This is a genomic window from Citrobacter sp. RHB35-C21 (assembly GCF_013816515.1).
Lineage (GTDB): Bacteria > Pseudomonadota > Gammaproteobacteria > Enterobacterales > Enterobacteriaceae > Citrobacter > Citrobacter braakii.
This window is the reverse complement of the sequence record NZ_CP057147.1, coordinates 4,808,168-4,826,945: the sequence shown is the minus strand read 5'-3', so window position 1 is coordinate 4,826,945 and position 18,778 is coordinate 4,808,168. Positions and strand designations below refer to the sequence as shown.

At 53.6% G+C, this 18,778-nt stretch carries 9 protein-coding genes, 1 tRNA gene and 3 rRNA genes; 10 read left to right on the top strand and 3 right to left on the bottom strand.

Features of this window, described 5'->3' with window-relative positions:
• Positions 1–174 precede the first annotated feature (174 nt).
• Entirely contained in the window at positions 175–1,560 is a 1,386-nt protein-coding gene (gene zraS / locus HVZ39_RS23355) for a two-component system sensor histidine kinase ZraS (protein ID WP_047498846.1), read from the top strand.
• Positions 1,561–1,565: 5 nt separating this feature from the next.
• Complete coding sequence (gene zraR / locus HVZ39_RS23350) at positions 1,566–2,891, top strand: sigma-54-dependent response regulator transcription factor ZraR (RefSeq protein ID WP_047498849.1); 1,326 nt, start codon at positions 1,566–1,568, stop codon at positions 2,889–2,891.
• Here zraR and purD read toward each other — a convergent pair.
• Positions 2,888–4,177 carry a phosphoribosylamine--glycine ligase gene (gene purD, locus HVZ39_RS23345; RefSeq protein WP_016157951.1) on the bottom strand — a complete coding sequence of 430 codons (1,290 nt, stop codon included), beginning with the start codon at positions 4,175–4,177 and terminating at the stop codon, positions 2,888–2,890. The two genes, zraR and purD, sit on opposite strands and share 4 nt — an antisense overlap.
• Before the next feature lie 15 nt (positions 4,178–4,192).
• Entirely contained in the window at positions 4,193–5,782 is a 1,590-nt protein-coding gene (gene purH / locus HVZ39_RS23340; protein ID WP_016155320.1) for a bifunctional phosphoribosylaminoimidazolecarboxamide formyltransferase/IMP cyclohydrolase, read from the bottom strand.
• Positions 5,783–6,401: 619 nt separating this feature from the next.
• Between purH and HVZ39_RS23335 the strand changes: the two genes are divergently transcribed.
• The 8 genes from HVZ39_RS23335 to aceK all read left to right on the top strand — a co-directional run bounded on the left by HVZ39_RS23335 (position 6,402) and on the right by aceK (position 17,755).
• A 16S ribosomal RNA gene (locus tag HVZ39_RS23335) occupies positions 6,402–7,943 on the top strand.
• A gap of 85 nt (positions 7,944–8,028) precedes the next feature.
• Positions 8,029–8,104 (top strand) — tRNA-Glu (locus HVZ39_RS23330).
• Positions 8,105–8,324: 220 nt separating this feature from the next.
• Positions 8,325–11,231 (top strand): 23S ribosomal RNA (locus HVZ39_RS23325).
• A 98-nt stretch (positions 11,232–11,329) separates the two neighbouring features.
• A 5S ribosomal RNA gene (gene rrf / locus HVZ39_RS23320) occupies positions 11,330–11,445 on the top strand.
• The 16S, 23S and 5S rRNA genes sit together here with 1 tRNA gene alongside, the layout of an rRNA operon.
• 340 nt (positions 11,446–11,785) lie before the next feature.
• Positions 11,786–12,715 (top strand): homoserine O-succinyltransferase, encoded by a 930-nt coding sequence (gene metA / locus HVZ39_RS23315; protein ID WP_016155321.1) that lies wholly within the window; start codon positions 11,786–11,788, stop codon positions 12,713–12,715.
• Positions 12,716–12,983: 268 nt separating this feature from the next.
• Positions 12,984–14,585 (top strand): malate synthase A, encoded by a 1,602-nt coding sequence (aceB, locus tag HVZ39_RS23310; RefSeq protein WP_016155322.1) that lies wholly within the window; start codon positions 12,984–12,986, stop codon positions 14,583–14,585.
• Positions 14,586–14,620: 35 nt separating this feature from the next.
• On the top strand, positions 14,621–15,925 hold the full coding sequence (gene aceA / locus HVZ39_RS23305; protein WP_016155323.1) for an isocitrate lyase: 1,305 nt from the start codon (positions 14,621–14,623) through the stop codon (positions 15,923–15,925).
• Positions 15,926–16,027: 102 nt separating this feature from the next.
• A complete protein-coding gene (gene aceK / locus HVZ39_RS23300; RefSeq protein ID WP_016155427.1) occupies positions 16,028–17,755 on the top strand; it encodes a bifunctional isocitrate dehydrogenase kinase/phosphatase in 1,728 nt (575 codons plus the stop codon).
• 17 nt (positions 17,756–17,772) lie between these two features.
• On the opposite strand, the gene iclR is transcribed toward aceK, so the two are convergent.
• Positions 17,773–18,597, bottom strand: a complete 825-nt coding sequence (gene iclR / locus HVZ39_RS23295; RefSeq protein ID WP_047357748.1) for a glyoxylate bypass operon transcriptional repressor IclR — start codon at positions 18,595–18,597, stop codon at positions 17,773–17,775.
• Between the last annotated feature and the right edge of the window lie 181 nt (positions 18,598–18,778).

Sequence of the window (18,778 nt, the reverse complement as noted above, 5' to 3'; positions counted from 1 at the left end):
CCTTCACAGGGCGACGAGTAAAAATGACTCGCCAGAACGCGCCGGCGGGTCATTTTTACCCGCTACTTTCAGCGGTTTGTGTCTGAGGGCAGGGTTATCACGGAGAAAAAATGGCATGATTTCTGCTGTATATCTGCAACGATGAAAGGAACAGGTGGGATAAAGGGAGAGCGTATGCGTCTTTATAAGGACACGGCGGCCAAGTGGTTGAGCCGACTCTTGCTGGCGGCAATCCTGATTTTGGTCGGTTGGTTTTCGATTATGACCATTCGGGACTATGGGCGGGAAAGCGGCGCCGCGCGGCAAACGCTACTGGAAAAAGGCAGCGTGCTCATCCGCGCTCTGGAGTCTGGTACGCGCGTAGGTATGGGGATGCGCATGCATCATGCTCAACAGCAGACGCTGCTGGAGGAAATGGCCGTACAACCAGGCGTGCTATGGTTTGCCGTCGTTGACGATCATGGCGTCATTATTACTCACAGCAATTCCGCGATGGTCGGTAAAACGCTCTATTCACCGGATGTCCTGCGACAACTAAGCCCCGGGGAACAGGAAAGCTGGCGGAATATTGACATGCCTACGGGGGACGGTGAAAAAACACCTGTCCTGGAAATTTATCGTCAGTTTCAGCCGATGTATGGTCCAGGACGTCATGGCATGGCGCGCTGTGCCAGCAATGACGGACAGCTTATCACCCCCGCACAAACCATATTTATCGCTTTTGATGCCAGCGATCTGGCTGCGACTCAGGCAAGAGAGTGGCGTAACACCCTGATCGTCCTGTCTGCGCTGGCGGCCGTGCTGCTGGCCACTGTGCTGACGTTCTTCTGGTATCAGCGCTATCAGCGCTCGTACAAAGAACTGCAGGATGCGATGAAGCGTAAAGAAAAACTGATGGCGCTCGGACATCTGGCGGCCGGGGTCGCGCATGAGATTCGAAACCCGCTTTCATCGATCAAGGGTTTAGCGAAGTATTTTGCTGAACGAACTCCGGCTGGTGGCGAGTCGCATGAGCTGGCGCAGGTGATGGCGAAAGAGGCGGACCGTTTAAATCGGGTGGTGAGCGAGTTGCTGGAGCTGGTGAAACCTGCGCATCTGACGCTGCAACAGGTGGATCTCAATGAGGTCATCACCCACTCATTAAACCTGGTGAGTCAGGATGCGGCAAGTCGGGAAATCCAGCTACGCTTTTCGGCCAGTTCCACGCTGCCCGCTATTCAGGCCGATCCCGACCGACTGACTCAGGTTCTGTTGAATCTGTATCTGAACGCCATTCATGCGATTGGTCGTCAGGGCACGATTACGGTTGAAGCGAGTGAAAGCAGCGGCGATCGCGTTAAAATCGTGGTTATTGATAGCGGGAAAGGGATTGCAGCGGAACAGCTGGAGGCTATTTTTACGCCTTACTTCACGACTAAAGCGGATGGAACCGGCCTTGGGCTGGCGGTAGTGCAGAACATAATTGAACAGCACGGTGGTACCATTCATGTGGCAAGCGTTGAGGGCAAAGGCGCAACCTTTACCCTCTGGCTGCCGACCAACGCGAAACAACAGGATTAACAAGGATGACGCGCGGAAAAATCAATATTCTGGTGGTAGATGACGATATCAGCCACTGCACCATTTTACAGGCGCTGCTGCGCGGCTGGGGTTATGAGGTCGCGCTGGCCTATAGCGGGCAAGCGGCACTGGAACAGGTGCGTGAACGCGTATTTGATTTAGTGCTGTGCGATGTGCGTATGGCGGAGATGGACGGCATCGCAACGCTGAAAGAGATTAAAGCGCTGAATTCGGCGATTCCGGTATTGATCATGACGGCGTTCTCCAGCGTGGAGACCGCCGTTGAGGCGCTGAAAACCGGGGCGCTGGACTACTTAATCAAGCCGCTGGATTTTGATCGCCTGCAGGAGACGCTGGAAAAGGCGCTGGCGCATACGCGGGAAACGGGCGCTGAACTGCCGTCAGGGTCGGCTGCGCAGTTTGGCATGATTGGCAGCAGTCCGGCGATGCGGCAGTTGATCAATGAAATCGCGATGGTTGCGCCCTCGGATGCAACGGTGCTCATTCACGGAGACTCCGGTACGGGGAAAGAGCTGGTGGCCCGGGCGCTGCATGCCAGCAGTGCCCGCTGTGATAAACCGCTGGTGACGCTGAACTGTGCGTCGCTTAATGAGTCGCTGCTGGAGTCCGAACTTTTTGGTCATGAGAAAGGCGCGTTTACCGGCGCGGATAAGCGGCGGGAAGGGCGCTTTGTGGAAGCCGAAGGTGGCACGTTATTTCTTGATGAAATTGGCGATATCTCACCGCTAATGCAGGTGCGTCTGCTGCGGGCAATCCAGGAGCGAGAAGTGCAACGGGTTGGCAGCAACCAGACTATTGCGGTTGATGTCCGGCTGATCGCTGCCACACATCGCGATCTGGCGGAGGAAGTTAACGCCGGGCACTTTCGTCAGGATCTCTACTATCGCCTGAACGTCATCACTATTGAAATGCCAGCGCTGTGCCAGCGTCGGGAAGATATTCCGCTGCTGGCCGAACATTTTCTCCAGCGTTTTGCCACACGTAATCGAAAAGCGGTGAAAGGCTTTACTCCGCAGGCGATGGATCTGCTGATCCACTATGACTGGCCGGGCAATATCCGTGAGCTGGAAAATGCGATTGAGCGTTCGGTGGTGCTGCTAACGGGGGAATATATTTCCGAACGCGAGCTACCGATGGCGATTGCCGCGACACCGATAAAAACGGAATACAGTGGCGAGATTCAACCGCTGGTGGATGTCGAAAAAGAAGTGATTCTGGCGGCGCTGGAAAAAACGGGCGGCAATAAAACCGAAGCCGCCCGTCAGTTAGGTATTACGCGCAAAACGCTGCTGGCTAAGCTCAGCCGTTAGTTTTGCTCACGTTCGATGGCGCGCCAGCCGATGTCGTTACGGCTGAAGCTGCCGTCCCAACGGATGTCGGTCATCAGGGCGTAGGCACGCTGCTGCGCCTCGGCAACGGTGTTGCCCAGCGCGGTGGCGCACAGGACGCGACCACCGTTGGTCAGCACGCGATCGTCAGCAGACAGTTTGGTGCCCGCGTGGAACACTTTACCGTCAGCGACTTCTTCCAGCGGCAGGCCGTGGATCTCATCGCCAGTATTGTAGTTGCCCGGATAACCGCCCGCGGCAATCACTACGCCCAAAGAGGCGCGTTCGTCCCACTCAGAGGTTTTCTCATCCAGCTTGCCGTCACAGGCGGCAAGGCACAGCTCCACCAGATCCGATTTCATACGCAGCATAATCGGCTGGGTTTCCGGATCGCCGAAGCGGCAGTTGAACTCGATAACCTTCGGGTTGCCCTGTTTGTCGATCATCAGACCTGCGTACAGGAAACCGGTGTAAGTGTTCCCTTCCGCTGCCATGCCTTTTACGGTTGGCCAGATGATGCGTTCCATGGTGCGCTGATGAACGTCATCAGTCACCACCGGTGCCGGTGAGTAAGCGCCCATACCGCCGGTATTCGGACCGGTATCGCCGTTGCCCACGCGTTTGTGGTCCTGGCTGGTGGCCATTGGCAGCACGTGCTCGCCGTCAACCATCACGATAAAGCTCGCTTCTTCACCGTCGAGGAACTCTTCGATAACGATACGGTGGCCCGCATCGCCAAAAGCGTTACCTGCCAGCATGTCATGAACAGCGGCTTCGGCTTCCTCCAGCGTCATCGCGACGATAACGCCTTTACCGGCGGCCAGGCCGTCGGCCTTGATAACGATCGGCGCGCCTTTCTCACGCAGATAGGCCAGCGCAGGCTCAATCTCGGTGAAGTTCTGATACTCCGCCGTCGGAATGTTATGACGGGCAAGGAAATCTTTGGTGAAGGCTTTGGAGCCTTCCAACTGCGCTGCACCTTCGGTTGGGCCGAAGATTTTCAGACCGGCGGCGCGAAACGCATCGACCACGCCAATTACCAGAGGCGCTTCTGGGCCAACGATGGTCAGATCGATCTTCTCATTCTGGGCAAAGCTCAGCAGCGCCGGAATATCGGTCACGCCGATTGCCACGTTTTGCAGCGCAGGTTCCAGCGCGGTGCCCGCGTTGCCTGGTGCGACAAATACCGTTTCGACTTTTGGCGACTGCGCCGCTTTCCAGGCCAGCGCGTGTTCGCGCCCGCCGTTGCCAATCACTAATACTTTCATCGTCTGCTCCGTGGATTAATGGCGGAAGTGGCGCATGTCGGTGAACACCATCGCTATGCCGTGCTCGTCGGCGGCAGCAATGACTTCATCATCACGGATAGAACCGCCCGGCTGGATCACGCAGGTCACACCGGCGGCGGCGGCGGCATCAATCCCATCGCGGAACGGGAAGAAGGCGTCGGATGCCATAGAGGAACCTTGAACTTCCAGACCTTCGTCGGCGGCTTTAATCCCGGCGATTTTTGCGGAATATACGCGGCTCATCTGGCCTGCGCCTATACCGATAGTCATGTTCTCTTTGGCGTAAACAATGGCGTTGGATTTTACAAACTTAGCTACTTTCCAGCAGAACAGCGCATCGCGCAGTTCCTGTTCGGTCGGCTGACGTTTGGAAACTACGCGCAGTTCACCTTCGCTCACCATACCCAGGTCACGATCCTGAACCAGCAGACCGCCGTTAACGCGTTTGAAGTCCAGGCCCGGCACACGTTGTGCCCACTGACCGCAGGTCAGCACGCGGACGTTCTGTTTGGCGGCGGTGATTTTCAGTGCGTCTTCGGTTGCGGATGGCGCGATGATCACTTCCACGAACTGACGGGAAATGATGGCTTGAGCAGTTTCGGCATCCAGTTCGCGGTTGAAGGCGATGATGCCGCCGAACGCGGAGGTCGGGTCGGTTTTATAGGCGCGGTCGTAAGCATCGAGAATAGAGGTACTGACTGCCACGCCGCACGGGTTAGCGTGTTTGACGATCACACAGGCTGGCTCGTTGAATTCTTTTACGCACTCCAGCGCCGCATCGGTATCGGCGATGTTGTTGTAGGAAAGTGCTTTGCCCTGTACCTGCTGCGCGGTGGCAACGGACGCTTCTTTAACATTCTCTTCTATATAGAAGGCAGCCTGTTGGTGGCTGTTCTCGCCGTAGCGCATATCCTGCTTCTTAATGAAGTTCAGGTTCAGTGTACGTGGAAAGCGACCGGCGGCTTCTTTGCTTTCGCCGTGGTAGGCCGGAACCATGCTACCGAAGTAGTTGGCAATCATGCTGTCGTAAGCGGCGGTGTGTTCAAAGGCTTTAATCGCGAGATCGAAACGCGTGTCGAGGGTCAGAGAACCGTCGTTGGCATCCATCTCTTTAATAATGGCGGCGTAGTCGCTGCTCTTCACAACGATAGCCACATCTTTATGGTTCTTGGCAGCGGAACGCACCATCGTCGGGCCGCCGATATCAATGTTTTCTACCGCATCTTCCAGCGAGCAGCCTTCACGGGCAACGGTCTCGGCGAACGGGTACAGGTTAACAACCACCATGTCGATAGGTGCGATGCCGTGCTGTTCCATAATCCCGTCGTCCTGACCGCGACGACCAAGAATGCCGCCATGGACTTTCGGATGCAGGGTCTTTACGCGTCCATCCATCATTTCCGGGAAGCCGGTGTAATCGGAAACTTCGGTCACTGGCAGACCTTTCTCAGCTAACAGGCGCGCAGTGCCACCTGTAGACAGCAGCTCCACACCGCGTGCGGAAAGTGCCTGAGCGAATTCGATGATACCGGCCTTGTCAGAAACACTGAGCAGAGCGCGGCGGACTGGACGACGTTGTTGCATGGTAAATCCCCTGGATTTGACTATTACAGAGAGCGTTAGGTGAATTCTTGGCTAAAAACTCAGCTAACGCCCCTTACGGGGCATCCTTATTGTGCGGGGGCATTGTAACGAAAACGTTTGCGCAACGCTCGCGAATTTTTAATTTTCGATTTTGACCTCTTCTTTTTCCGTTGAAGGATGCTTATATAAACAGAGACGTGCACAAACGATCGCGTGGTTTGTGGATAACTCTGTGTGTAAATGGGTATAAGGCGGGGTTTTGCTGTGGAATGCAGCGGTCAGTCATTTTTCTGCAATTTAAGGGTTGCGGGCCGCGGGAAACTCCCTATAATGCGCCTCCATCGACACGGCGGATGTGAATCACTTCACACAAACAGCCGGTTCGGTTGAAGAGAAAAACCTGAAAATGAGGGTTGACTCTGAAAGAGGAAAGCGTAATATACGCCACCTCGCGACAGAGCGCTAAAGCGTGTCGCAACTGCTCTTTAACAATTTATCAGACAATCTGTGTGGGCACTCGAAGATACGGATTCTTAACGTCGCAAGACGAAAAATGAATACCAAGTCTCTGAGTGAACACGTAATTCATTACGAAGTTTAATTCACGAGCATCAAACTTAAATTGAAGAGTTTGATCATGGCTCAGATTGAACGCTGGCGGCAGGCCTAACACATGCAAGTCGAACGGTAGCACAGAGGAGCTTGCTCCTTGGGTGACGAGTGGCGGACGGGTGAGTAATGTCTGGGAAACTGCCCGATGGAGGGGGATAACTACTGGAAACGGTAGCTAATACCGCATAACGTCGCAAGACCAAAGAGGGGGACCTTCGGGCCTCTTGCCATCGGATGTGCCCAGATGGGATTAGCTAGTAGGTGGGGTAACGGCTCACCTAGGCGACGATCCCTAGCTGGTCTGAGAGGATGACCAGCCACACTGGAACTGAGACACGGTCCAGACTCCTACGGGAGGCAGCAGTGGGGAATATTGCACAATGGGCGCAAGCCTGATGCAGCCATGCCGCGTGTATGAAGAAGGCCTTCGGGTTGTAAAGTACTTTCAGCGAGGAGGAAGGTGTTGTGGTTAATAACCGCAGCAATTGACGTTACTCGCAGAAGAAGCACCGGCTAACTCCGTGCCAGCAGCCGCGGTAATACGGAGGGTGCAAGCGTTAATCGGAATTACTGGGCGTAAAGCGCACGCAGGCGGTCTGTCAAGTCGGATGTGAAATCCCCGGGCTCAACCTGGGAACTGCATCCGAAACTGGCAGGCTAGAGTCTTGTAGAGGGGGGTAGAATTCCAGGTGTAGCGGTGAAATGCGTAGAGATCTGGAGGAATACCGGTGGCGAAGGCGGCCCCCTGGACAAAGACTGACGCTCAGGTGCGAAAGCGTGGGGAGCAAACAGGATTAGATACCCTGGTAGTCCACGCCGTAAACGATGTCGACTTGGAGGTTGTGCCCTTGAGGCGTGGCTTCCGGAGCTAACGCGTTAAGTCGACCGCCTGGGGAGTACGGCCGCAAGGTTAAAACTCAAATGAATTGACGGGGGCCCGCACAAGCGGTGGAGCATGTGGTTTAATTCGATGCAACGCGAAGAACCTTACCTACTCTTGACATCCAGAGAAGTTTGCAGAGATGCGAACGTGCCTTCGGGAACTCTGAGACAGGTGCTGCATGGCTGTCGTCAGCTCGTGTTGTGAAATGTTGGGTTAAGTCCCGCAACGAGCGCAACCCTTATCCTTTGTTGCCAGCGGTTCGGCCGGGAACTCAAAGGAGACTGCCAGTGATAAACTGGAGGAAGGTGGGGATGACGTCAAGTCATCATGGCCCTTACGAGTAGGGCTACACACGTGCTACAATGGCATATACAAAGAGAAGCGACCTCGCGAGAGCAAGCGGACCTCATAAAGTATGTCGTAGTCCGGATTGGAGTCTGCAACTCGACTCCATGAAGTCGGAATCGCTAGTAATCGTGGATCAGAATGCCACGGTGAATACGTTCCCGGGCCTTGTACACACCGCCCGTCACACCATGGGAGTGGGTTGCAAAAGAAGTAGGTAGCTTAACCTTCGGGAGGGCGCTTACCACTTTGTGATTCATGACTGGGGTGAAGTCGTAACAAGGTAACCGTAGGGGAACCTGCGGTTGGATCACCTCCTTACCTTAAAGAAACGTTCTTTGTAGTGCTCACACAGATTGTCTGATGAAAAGTAAATAGCAAGGCGTCTTGCGATTGAGACTTCAGTGTCCCCTTCGTCTAGAGGCCCAGGACACCGCCCTTTCACGGCGGTAACAGGGGTTCGAATCCCCTAGGGGACGCCACTTGCTGGTATGTGTGAGTGAAAGTCGCCGACCGAAGTATCTCAAAACAGACTTTCGAGTCTCGTTTGAGATATTTGCTCTTTAAAAATCTGGATCAAGCTGAAAATTGAAACGACACACTGTTTCATTTCTCCGTAAACAAGAAATGAAAAGCGGTGTGTTCGAGTCTCTCAAATTTTCGCAACACTGAAGTGTTTTACGAAACATCTTCGGGTTGTGAGGTTAAGCGACTAAGCGTACACGGTGGATGCCCTGGCAGTCAGAGGCGATGAAGGACGTGCTAATCTGCGATAAGCGTCGGTAAGGTGATATGAACCGTTATAACCGGCGATTTCCGAATGGGGAAACCCAGTGTGATTCGTCACACTATCATTGCGTGAATACATAGCGTAATGAAGCGAACCGGGGGAACTGAAACATCTAAGTACCCCGAGGAAAAGAAATCAACCGAGATTCCCCCAGTAGCGGCGAGCGAACGGGGAGCAGCCCAGAGTCTGAATCAGCATGTGTGGTAGTGGAACGGTCTGGAAAGTCCGACGGTACAGGGTGATAGTCCCGTACACAAAAGTGCATGTGTTGTGAACTCGAAGAGTAGGGCGGGACACGTGGTATCCTGTCTGAATATGGGGGGACCATCCTCCAAGGCTAAATACTCCTGACTGACCGATAGTGAACCAGTACCGTGAGGGAAAGGCGAAAAGAACCCCGGCGAGGGGAGTGAAAAAGAACCTGAAACCGTGTACGTACAAGCAGTGGGAGCCTCTTTATGGGGTGACTGCGTACCTTTTGTATAATGGGTCAGCGACTTATATTCTGTAGCAAGGTTAACCGAATAGGGGAGCCGAAGGGAAACCGAGTCTTAACTGGGCGTTAAGTTGCAGGGTATAGACCCGAAACCCGGTGATCTAGCCATGGGCAGGTTGAAGGTTGGGTAACACTAACTGGAGGACCGAACCGACTAATGTTGAAAAATTAGCGGATGACTTGTGGCTGGGGGTGAAAGGCCAATCAAACCGGGAGATAGCTGGTTCTCCCCGAAAGCTATTTAGGTAGCGCCTCGTGAACTCATCTTCGGGGGTAGAGCACTGTTTCGGCTAGGGGGTCATCCCGACTTACCAACCCGATGCAAACTGCGAATACCGAAGAATGTTATCACGGGAGACACACGGCGGGTGCTAACGTCCGTCGTGAAGAGGGAAACAACCCAGACCGCCAGCTAAGGTCCCAAAGTCATGGTTAAGTGGGAAACGATGTGGGAAGGCACAGACAGCCAGGATGTTGGCTTAGAAGCAGCCATCATTTAAAGAAAGCGTAATAGCTCACTGGTCGAGTCGGCCTGCGCGGAAGATGTAACGGGGCTAAACCATGCACCGAAGCTGCGGCAGCGACACTATGTGTTGTTGGGTAGGGGAGCGTTCTGTAAGCCGTTGAAGGTGTGCTGTGAGGCATGCTGGAGGTATCAGAAGTGCGAATGCTGACATAAGTAACGATAATGCGGGTGAAAAACCCGCACGCCGGAAGACCAAGGGTTCCTGTCCAACGTTAATCGGGGCAGGGTGAGTCGACCCCTAAGGCGAGGCCGAAAGGCGTAGTCGATGGGAAACAGGTTAATATTCCTGTACTTGGTGTTACTGCGAAGGGGGGACGGAGAAGGCTATGTTAGCCGGGCGACGGTTGTCCCGGTTTAAGCATGTAGGCGGAGATTCCAGGTAAATCCGGAGTCTTGTTAACGCTGAGGTGTGATGACGAGGCACTACGGTGCTGAAGTAACAAATGCCCTGCTTCCAGGAAAAGCCTCTAAGCATCAGGTAACACAAAATCGTACCCCAAACCGACACAGGTGGTCAGGTAGAGAATACCAAGGCGCTTGAGAGAACTCGGGTGAAGGAACTAGGCAAAATGGTGCCGTAACTTCGGGAGAAGGCACGCTGATATGTAGGTGAAGTGATTTACTCATGGAGCTGAAATCAGTCGAAGATACCAGCTGGCTGCAACTGTTTATTAAAAACACAGCACTGTGCAAACACGAAAGTGGACGTATACGGTGTGACGCCTGCCCGGTGCCGGAAGGTTAATTGATGGGGTTATCCGTAAGGAGAAGCTCTTGATCGAAGCCCCGGTAAACGGCGGCCGTAACTATAACGGTCCTAAGGTAGCGAAATTCCTTGTCGGGTAAGTTCCGACCTGCACGAATGGCGTAATGATGGCCAGGCTGTCTCCACCCGAGACTCAGTGAAATTGAACTCGCTGTGAAGATGCAGTGTACCCGCGGCAAGACGGAAAGACCCCGTGAACCTTTACTATAGCTTGACACTGAACACTGGTCCTTGATGTGTAGGATAGGTGGGAGGCTTTGAAGTGTGGACGCCAGTCTGCATGGAGCCAACCTTGAAATACCACCCTTTAATGGCTGGTGTTCTAACGTAGACCCGTGATCCGGGTTGCGGACAGTGTCTGGTGGGTAGTTTGACTGGGGCGGTCTCCTCCTAAAGAGTAACGGAGGAGCACGAAGGTTAGCTAATCCTGGTCGGACATCAGGAGGTTAGTGCAAAGGCATAAGCTAGCTTGACTGCGAGAGTGACGGCTCGAGCAGGTGCGAAAGCAGGTCTTAGTGATCCGGTGGTTCTGAATGGAAGGGCCATCGCTCAACGGATAAAAGGTACTCCGGGGATAACAGGCTGATACCGCCCAAGAGTTCATATCGACGGCGGTGTTTGGCACCTCGATGTCGGCTCATCACATCCTGGGGCTGAAGTAGGTCCCAAGGGTATGGCTGTTCGCCATTTAAAGTGGTACGCGAGCTGGGTTTAGAACGTCGTGAGACAGTTCGGTCCCTATCTGCCGTGGGCGCTGGAGAATTGAGGGGGGCTGCTCCTAGTACGAGAGGACCGGAGTGGACGCATCACTGGTGTTCGGGTTGTCATGCCAATGGCATTGCCCGGTAGCTAAATGCGGAAGAGATAAGTGCTGAAAGCATCTAAGCACGAAACTTGCCCCGAGATGAGTTCTCCCTGACCCTTTAAGGGTCCTGAAGGAACGTTGAAGACGACGACGTTGATAGGTCGGGTGTGTAAGCGTAGCGATACGTTGAGCTAACCGATACTAATGAACCGTGAGGCTTAACCTTACAACGCCGAAGATGTTTTGGCGAAAGAGAAGACATCATTTTCAGTTTGATTACAGATTACATCGACATGCGAAAAGCGTGTTGATAGACAGAATTTGCCTGGCGGCTGTAGCGCGGTGGTCCCACCTGACCCCATGCCGAACTCAGAAGTGAAACGCCGTAGCGCCGATGGTAGTGTGGGGTCTCCCCATGCGAGAGTAGGGAACTGCCAGGCATCAAACAAGTGAAGAAGCCCATCCTGCCGGATGGGCTTTTTTGCGTCTGCAGGGAGTGAGAACTGCCGGATGCAGCGTACCATTTTATCCAGCCCATCATGTTGTAACCGGTGTTCAGGCCTGAGAAGCGCAGCACACCAGGCTCTCCCGGCAGCACATTGCCTGTTACGCGAATGACGAATAGCATTCTCCTTTTTTCTTTACTGCACTAATCTACAGCAAGGAGCCGTGAAACTTTCTCAACTTGAGGATGCAGGCTCGACATTCGCATGATTCTTGGGTATCTTCAGCTATCTGGATGTCTAAACGTTTAAACGTATGTAGTGAGGTTATCAGGTTATGCCAATTCGCGTGCAGGACGAGCTACCCGCCGTCAATTTCTTGCGTGAGGAAAACGTCTTTGTGATGACGTCATCTCGCGCTTCCGGTCAGGAAATTCGTCCACTGAAGGTGCTCATCCTCAACCTGATGCCCAAGAAGATTGAAACGGAAAACCAGTTCCTGCGTTTACTCTCTAACTCACCGCTGCAGGTAGATGTTCAGCTATTGCGCATTGATGCCCGCGAGTCACGCAACACTCCTACGGAGCATCTGAATAACTTTTACTGTAATTTCGAGGATATCTGCGATCAGAACTTTGACGGACTGATCGTGACCGGCGCGCCGTTGGGTCTGGTTGAATTTAATGACGTGGCTTACTGGCCGCAGATTAAACAAGTGCTTGAATGGGCGAAAGATCATGTTACATCGACGCTCTTTGTCTGTTGGGCGGTGCAAGCCGCATTGAATATCCTGTACGGAATTCCCAAGCAAACCCGTACGGATAAACTCTCAGGCGTCTATGAGCACCATATTCTTCATCCTCATGCGCTGCTGACGCGTGGATTTGATGATGCGTTCCTGGCCCCGCATTCGCGCTATGCCGATTTTCCTGCTGCCCTTATCAGGGACTACACCGATCTCGAGATTTTTGCCGAAACAGAAGAGGGAGATGCCTACCTGTTTGCCAGCAAAGATAAACGTATCGCCTTCGTAACGGGCCATCCTGAATATGACGCCCATACACTCGGCAGTGAATATTTTCGTGACGTCGAAGCGGGCTTAACGCCGGAAGTGCCCTATAACTACTTCCCAAAAGATGACCCGCAAAATAAACCGCGGGCAACCTGGCGTAGCCACGGCAATCTGTTGTTTACCAACTGGCTCAACTATTACGTTTACCAGATCACGCCATATGATCTGCGTCACATGAATCCAACGCTGGATTAATCTTCTGTAACAGACGATCCTTAAGCGTTTCAGCATGTTGAATCAGGCACCTTCGGGTGCCTTTTTTATTTTCGAAATGCACCTCACTGTGTAATTAAATTTTATTTATATTGTTATCAATAGGTTAATTGATAATTAAATTAAAAATGGAAATTGTTTTTGATTTTGAAATTTAAATGAGTAGTCTTAGTTGTGCTGAACGAAAACCGCACAACGATCCTTCGTTCGCATTGGGGATGTGTTTGGATCAATGACGAGGAACTACGCAATGAATCAACAGGCAACGACAACCGATGAACTGATCTTCACCAGGCCGCGTGGCGAACAGGAACAGCAGATTCTGACCGCTGAAGCGGTGGAGTTTCTGACCGAGCTGGTGACAAGATTTACGCCAAAGCGGAATAAACTTCTGGCTGCACGTATCCAGCAGCAGCAGGATATTGATGACGGTAAGTTGCCTGACTTTATTTCGGAAACAGCTTCCATTCGCGAAGGTAACTGGAAAATTCGCGGTATTCCTGATGATTTACTGGATCGCCGTGTAGAGATTACCGGACCGGTTGAGCGCAAGATGGTTATCAACGCGCTGAACGCGAACGTCAAAGTCTTTATGGCTGATTTTGAAGATTCGCTGGCTCCTGAGTGGAGCAAAGTTATCGACGGGCAGATCAACTTGCGCGATGCAGTCAATGGCACCATTAGCTACACCAACGAAGCCGGTAAAATTTATCAACTCAAACCCAATCCGGCCCTGTTAGTGTGCCGCGTTCGCGGTCTGCATCTGCCGGAAAAACACGTCACCTGGCGTGGCGAATCGATCCCGGGCAGCCTGTTCGACTTTGCCCTCTATTTCTTCCACAACTACAAAACGTTGCTGGCAAAAGGCAGTGGCCCTTATTTCTATCTACCCAAAACGCAGGCCTGGCAAGAAGCGGCATGGTGGAGTGAAGTGTTCAGCTATGCAGAGGATCGCTTTAATCTGCCGCGTGGCACAATTAAAGCGACCCTGCTGATTGAAACGCTGCCAGCCGTTTTCCAGATGGACGAAATTCTGCACGCGCTGCGTGACCACATTGTGGGCCTGAACTGCGGTCGCTGGGACTACATTTTCAGCTATATCAAAACCCTAAAGAACCACCCGGATCGCGTGTTGCCGGACCGTCAGGTGGTGACGATGGATAAGCCATTCCTCAGTGCGTATTCGCGTCTGCTGATTAAAACCTGTCATAAACGCGGCGCGTTCGCGATGGGCGGCATGGCCGCGTTCATTCCCAGCAAAGATGCGGAACGTAACAACCAGGTTCTGACCAAGGTAAAAGCGGACAAAGCGCTGGAAGCCAATAACGGTCATGACGGCACATGGATTGCCCATCCAGGACTGGCAGATACCGCAATGGCGGTGTTCAACGACGTACTCGGTGAAAACAAAAATCAGCTGTTCGTGACCCGTGAAGAAGATGCGCCGATTACCGCAGAACAATTGCTGGCACCCTGTGAAGGTGAGCGTACTGAAGAAGGCATGCGTGCCAACATTCGTGTCGCGGTGCAGTACATCGAAGCGTGGATCTCCGGTAATGGCTGCGTACCGATTTATGGTCTGATGGAAGATGCGGCCACCGCCGAAATATCTCGTACTTCCATCTGGCAGTGGATCCACCACCAGAAAACGCTCAGCAACGGCAAACCGGTTACCAAACCGTTGTTCCGCCAGATGCTGGCCGAAGAGATGTTGGTGATTCAGGACGAACTGGGGGAACACCGCTACAGCAGCGGGCGTTTTGACGATGCCGCGCGCCTGATGGAGCAAATCACCACTTCCGACGAGTTAATTGACTTCCTGACGTTACCGGGCTATCGCCTGTTGGCCTAATTTACCCACAATTTATCCTAATGGAGAATCTGCACATGAAAACCCGTACTCAACAAATCGAAGAATTACAGAAAGAATGGACTCAACCGCGCTGGGAAGGCATCACCCGCCCCTATAGCGCGGAGGAAGTGGTGAAATTACGTGGCTCGGTCAACCCGGAATGCACGCTGGCGCAGCTTGGCGCGGCGAAAATGTGGCGTCTGCTACACGGCGAATCGAAGAAAGGTTATATCAACAGCCTCGGCGCGCTGACTGGTGGTCAGGCGCTGCAGCAAGCGAAAGCTGGTATTGAAGCGGTCTACCTTTCAGGCTGGCAGGTGGCGGCAGATGCCAACCTGGCGTCCAGCATGTATCCGGATCAATCGTTGTATCCAGCGAACTCCGTTCCGGCGGTGGTGGACAGGATCAACAACACATTCCGTCGTGCCGATCAGATCCAATGGTCAACTGGTATTGAGCCGAACGATCCGCGCTATGTGGATTACTTCCTGCCGATCGTTGCCGATGCGGAAGCGGGTTTTGGCGGGGTACTGAACGCGTTTGAACTGATGAAATCGATGATTGAGGCTGGTGCAGCGGCCGTTCACTTCGAAGATCAGCTCGCATCGGTAAAAAAATGTGGTCACATGGGCGGCAAAGTCCTGGTGCCGACTCAGGAAGCTATCCAGAAACTGGTGGCAGCCCGTCTGGCTGCAGACGTTATGGGCGTTCCGACGCTGGTGATTGCGCGTACCGATGCTGACGCAGCCGATCTGATTACGTCTGATTGCGACCCATACGATAGCGAGTTCATCACTGGCGAGCGTACCAGCGAAGGGTTCTACCGTACGCATGCGGGCATTGAGCAGGCGATCAGCCGTGGTCTGGCTTACGCACCGTATGCGGATCTGGTGTGGTGTGAAACCTCCACGCCGGACCTCGAACTGGCGAAGCGCTTTGCCGATGCTATTCATGCGAAATTCCCAGGCAAACTGCTGGCCTACAACTGTTCGCCATCGTTTAACTGGCAGAAAAACCTGGATGACAAAACCATTGCCAGCTTCCAGCAACAGCTGTCCGATATGGGTTACAAATACCAGTTCATTACGCTGGCGGGTATTCACAGCATGTGGTTCAACATGTTCGACCTCGCGCATTCCTATGCGCAGGGTGAGGGCATGCGCCACTACGTTGAGAAGGTTCAGCAGCCGGAATTTGCGGCGGCTAAAGATGGTTACACCTTCGTGTCCCATCAGCAGGAAGTAGGGACAGGCTACTTCGACAAAGTAACCACCATCATTCAGGGCGGCACTTCTTCAGTGACCGCGCTGACCGGCTCGACTGAAGAATCGCAGTTTTGATCAATGCCCGGTGGCGCTGCGCTTACCGGGCCTACGAAGGGATGTAGGCCGGATAAGCGAATGCGCCATCCGGCATGACATTGTGCCGGATGGGAGAAATTGATGACGCGTGGCCTGGAATTACTGATTGCTCAGACGATTTTGCAAGGTTTCGACGCCCAGTACGGGCGTTTTCTGGAAGTGACCTCCGGCGCGCAGCAGCGTTTTGAACATGCCGACTGGCACGCGGTTCAGCAGGCGATGAAAAGCCGTATCCACCTTTACGATCATCATGTGGGTCTGGTGGTGGAGCAACTGCGCTGCATTACTGATGGCAAAAGTACCGACGCGGATTTTTTACTTCGCGTGAAAGAGCATTACACCCGGCTATTGCCAGATTACCCACGCTTCGAGATTGCGGAGAGTTTCTTTAACTCCGTCTATTGCCGGTTATTTGACCACCGCTCGCTGACTCCCGAGCGACTGTTTATTTTCAGCTCTCAGCCAGAGCGCCGTTTTCGCACGATCCCACGCCCGTTGGCGAAAGACTTTTTTCCCGATACCGGCTGGGAGTGGCTGCTTACGCGCGTCCTCAGCGATCTGCCCTTGCGTCTGCCGTGGCAGAACAGACATCGGGATATCCACTACATCATCGAACACCTGACCGAAACGCTGGGGGCGGATGTGTTGCAGCGCAGTCATTTGCAGGTGGCGAACGAACTGTTTTATCGCAACAAGGCCGCCTGGCTGGTCGGGAAGTTGATTACCCCTTCCGGGACGCTGCCGTTTTTACTGCCAATTCACCGTACTGACGAGGGTGAACTGTTTGTCGATACCTGCCTGACCACGACGGCGGAAGCCAGTATCGTGTTTGGCTTCGCCCGCTCGTATTTTATGGTTTACGCCCCGCTGCCCGCCGCGTTAGTGGAGTGGCTGCGCGAGATCCTGCCCGGTAAAACCACCGCTGAATTGTATATGGCGATCGGCTGTCAGAAACACGCGAAGACCGAAAGTTACCGCGAATATCTGCTCTATCTTGCCCATTGCGATGAGCAATTTATCGAAGCGCCGGGGATCCGCGGCATGGTGATGCTGGTGTTTACCCTGCCGGGCTTCGACCGCGTCTTTAAAGTCATCAAAGACAAATTTGCTCCGCAAAAAGAGATGTCGGCTGCCCACGTCCGCGCCTGTTATCAACTGGTCAAGGAGCACGATCGTGTCGGGCGGATGGCTGATACTCAGGAGTTCGAGAACTTTGTGCTGGATAAACGGCAAATCGATCCGTCGCTGATGGCGCTGTTGCTACAGGAAGCCCCGGAAAAAATTACCGATCTCGGCGAGCAGATTGTCATTCGCCATTTGTATATCGAACGACGGATGGTGCCGCTGAATATCTGGCTGGAGCAGGTCGAAGGCCAGCAACTGCGCGATGCAATTGAAGAGTACGGCAATGCCATTCGTCAGCTGGCCGCCGCCAATATTTTCCCCGGCGATATGCTGTTTAAGAACTTCGGCGTGACTCGCCACGGGCGCGTGGTGTTCTACGACTACGATGAAATTTGCTACATGACGGAGGTGAATTTCCGTCATATCCCGCCGCCGCGCTACCCAGAAGATGAGATGAGCGCTGAACCGTGGTATAGCGTATCGCCGGGGGATGTCTTCCCGGAAGAGTTTCGTCACTGGCTATGCGCTGACCCGCGTATCGGGCCGCTATTTGAAGAGATGCATGCTGACCTGTTCAGCGCCGACTACTGGCGAGGTCTGCAAACGCGGATCCGTGAAGGACACGTGGAAGATGTTTACGCCTACCGGCGCAAACAGCGGTTTTGCATCAGATTTGCGGCTTGATGCCCGGCAACCCTTTCTTAACGAAATCCGCCGTATGCCAGCGTGACTTCTTTCGCCGCTTTGATCGCCATGGCACCAAACTCGGTCACTCGATCGTCGGTAATGCGCGAAATGGGTCCGGAGATGGAAATAGCGGCAAACGGCTCGCGGTGCTCATCATAAATGCACGACGCCACGCAGCGCAGACCCAGCGCATGCTCCTCATCATCAAAGGAGTAGCCGCGCTTGCGCGTCTGGGCTAAATCCTCTTTCAAATGCACCGGCGACACCAGCGTGGCGTGGGTGTATGCGTGCAGCCCTTTACGGTGCAGCAGGCCAGTCACCTGTTCTTCACTCAGTTGGGATAAAAACGCCTTACCCGCACCGGAGGCGTGCATCGGCAGTTTGCCGCCGATAGGCGCGGACATGCGCATCAGCTGGGTACACTGCACCTGGTCGATAATAATGGCCTGATGGTCGCTTTGATCTAACACGGCAAGGTTTACCGTCTCGCCGGAGTCTTCCATCAGCTTGCGCAGGATCGGGTGGACAATCGCCAGCAAATTACGGCTTTGCAAAAAGCTGCTGCCGACGATAAACGCATGCGCACCCACGGCCCAGTGGCCTAATTCACCCACCTGACGGACAAATCCTTGCTGCTGCATGGTGGTCAACAAACGGTGAGTCGTGGAGTTTGGCAAACCGGCCTGCTGTGCCAGCTCGGTTAGCGCCACGCTGCCGTTGGATTCTGCAATCCACTCCAGTAACTTCAGGCCGCGGGTCAGAGACTGAACCTGCCCGGTTGCAGGCGTAGTAGCAGCGGCGGGTTTTCTACCGCGTTTCGCGGGGATTGTGGCAACCATGGCGGACTCCTTTTCTGTATCGTGGAAATCATTTTCGTTTTATTCAATTATAATGCAAGAATTCCTGTACTGATCGGATGAGTGAAGCTGAACATGTCTCATGTTGGCCGTTGTTCTCTTTTCCACCTCTCAGGTTTGTGCCAGTATGGTCTGTTGAGTTTTTTTCGGTCTGGTTGAGCGT